Source organism: Rhodohalobacter sp. (genome assembly GCF_041686455.1).
In the GTDB taxonomy this organism is placed as follows: Bacteria; Bacteroidota; Rhodothermia; order Balneolales; family Balneolaceae; genus Rhodohalobacter.
Genome location: NZ_JAWLDW010000204.1, coordinates 1 through 2,925 on the forward strand (window position 1 = coordinate 1; position 2,925 = coordinate 2,925).

The 2,925-nt window shown below is 46.0% G+C and carries 2 protein-coding genes; both read right to left on the reverse strand.

Annotated features, from left to right (window positions below; all coding sequences use genetic code 11):
* On the reverse strand, nt 1–1,094 hold a 1,094-nt coding region (locus ACESM0_RS13555), incomplete at its 3' end, for a hypothetical protein (RefSeq protein ID WP_372906738.1).
* Between the two features lie 358 nt (nt 1,095–1,452).
* On the reverse strand, nt 1,453–2,925 hold a 1,473-nt coding region (locus tag ACESM0_RS13560; protein WP_372906739.1), incomplete at its 5' end, for an endonuclease.

Genomic DNA, 2,925 nt, shown 5'->3' on the forward strand with positions numbered 1-2,925 from the left:
CTGATTTCCCATTTAACTCCTGATCCGGTTATTGAGTTACCAAACTCATCCAATGACCACTGCTGGCCATTCCAAACAGCAAAATTGTTCGTTTCAACTTCTGTCCCGTCCGATTGCAAAACATACTCAAATCTGCCGGCCACATATACATTCTCTCCCTCAGAGGTTATGCTTTCAATTCTGCTTGAAGATTCTTCCGGATCGATCCCCTGGCCAACCGGCTCCCAATGTCCTGCTCCATCCCACTTTGCAAAACCGTTTGTGGTTATGGGATTTTCTCCATCCAGAATCTCCTCCATCTCCCCTCCGGCATAAATCTCACCCTCATCGGTTATATGGATAGATTTTACACGGTCTGAAAAACCTTCTCCCATCGCCTCCCACGAATTGGTTTCCAGGTTAAATACAGCCACATGACGTGTTTCAACAGATGGGTCTTCATTATCTTCATGGTTATACAAGCGGGCAAATCGTCCAGCTACATAGATTTTTCCGTCGTGATATTCAATACTATTTAAGGTCCCCCCGCTAAAACTCCATTCTGAATACGGTTTTCCCGGAGCAACATAATCTGCTACACCATTCACTAAAGTAAAAATTCTTCCTGTTCCGGCATAAGCTGTAGCTCCGTTACTGGTCAGGCTGAAGAAGTTGTAACGTTCACCATCAGGTAGTTCAACCTCTACCCAGGTCCCGGAGGGGATATGGTAAGCCCCTAAACCTGATTCGACACTGATTGTTGCGCCTCCAGGGGTGATGATTTCATTGGTTGATGATGTGGCATTGGACCGTTGAAAAGCGACATAAAGATACTCGCCGGCAACTTCCATATCCCGCACGAACGTTGCAAATGATGCCGTACGGCCAATATTTACCCAGTTCTCACCGTCATATTTTATAATATTCTGAATATCGGTTGTACCGGCAACTGACGAGAGTCCTCCAAAATAAAAATTCCCATTTGCATCAGAAGCAACGGAAGTTACCACGCCATCCATGCCCAACCCAAAGGATGTTAGGGGATGATCTTGTGCTGAAAGGATTGGGGAGCTAACTAAAACGAATACAGAGACAAGCAGAGTAAGTTTTTTCATGAGCTTCGGAAATTGTTAACATTAACAATCCATAGAACCTTACATCCCAAAGCTAAGCCTCTCTTCACGGATAAAATTTTATGAACCTTTCACTAAAAGCGTGAGATTTACATTAGTTGTGTCATTTGTTTTTATGACATGCAAAGAGCAACCTTACTCCGAAGGTTTTGACGGCAAAGTCCCTCCATCGCTGAATAATCATTGTTTTGTGCCCCTTCCATTGGTTTTCCCTCAGAAATACACCTGCCCAGTATAATCACCGCCAAGTTCGCTAAGTACGCAAAGTAATTATTATCAATTAGTTAAGTCTTATTTTACACATACTAATTTACTGGTAGTGACACCAGAGAAGAGCAAATTACTTCATGAGTGTCATTTTCCGCGTAATTCTTCGCGAACCGGTTTCAAGTGTGTAGATATAGATTCCGCTGCTAAAATTTGAGGCATCCCAGCTGTAGATATGATTTCCGGATGAATGGATACCGTCTGCAAGCAGACTCACTTCCCGACCAAGCATATCATATATAGCCAGCTTCACATCCTGTTGCCGCGGCAGTTCAAACTCGATCGTTGTGGCAGGGTTAAATGGGTTGGGATAGTTTTGGTTCAGAGCTACCTGATCTGCAAGTTCACTCCCCGGCTCATTTGCAGTTGTTTCCCTGGCCACCCCTTCAAGACGTACGTCATCTAAACGATACTGCTGCCCGCCGCTTTTTGAAAAACGAATAGCCAGCTGTTCGGCAGATGGCAAACCCGGTTCCTCTAAACGCAATTGCGTCCAGGTATTGGCCGTCTGTGCGGGAACATTCTGCAGAGACTGCCAGTTTTCGCCAAGATCCGTACTATATTCAATCACAAATGGTGTGGAACTGTTAGCATACACACCAAACTGAAGCGCCAACTGCTCGTACCCTTCCGAATCGATTCCTGAAATTGTAACAAACCGATCCCCAAGATTCATAAACACCTGGGCGTTGCCGCTTGCATTTTCATACCCTTCCGAAGGCAGGGATTCCCGGATATCTCCGTTTCCCTCAAATGTAAAACCTGCATTATCAAACTGGTGTGCGGAAATATCGGTACTTGACGAAACGGTGCCGAATGTTTCAGTAAAAATCTCCTCAAATTCCGGATCGGGATCGGGGTCCGTACCGCCATCTTCGGTAAAATATGCCCGGCGAACCAATGTAGTGTCCATCACAAAGGGGTTCACATTGCCCTGCCAATCTTCAATTGATTCCGATCTCCAGACTTCATAGCTGTCCACTTCGTCCAGGTTGTGCCATTCGCGTAGAGCCTCATCCATGGAGTCGAAAAAACCCGGGCCTTCGGAATCCGCTACATCCCGGTAAATTGTGTAGAAATAAAATATCGCCCGGGCCACATCTCCTTTTCGGTCGAGCTTCACTTCAAACCTGTCGCCGTTTTTTCGTTTACTGTAAAAAGGGCGCTCACTTTCAGGAGGGGGCGTACTGGTATATATATTCCCGGTGTTTTCTTCCACTTCTTTGTTGTACCACAAGTCAGTCTCTTCATCGGGGATCGTGCCAAATTTTAGGTTTCCGCGATCAGCATTGACCCGGATTTCTGTAGAATAGAGGTGGTGGAGATCACTATTGGGCGGGCCTGAATCTGCTCCCTTCGATTGCGGCCATAGATGCTCCGCATTCATACCCTGCCCGTTCTGATAAGCATCTGCGCGAGGCGTTGAAGAATTTGGATCAACCGGAACTTCGTAGTAGGTATATACCCCAACCACATACCCATCCTCATTATCCAGGATGGTATACATGCGGTCCCGGGCAATGTTATAGCCAAGCGTACTGTTTGG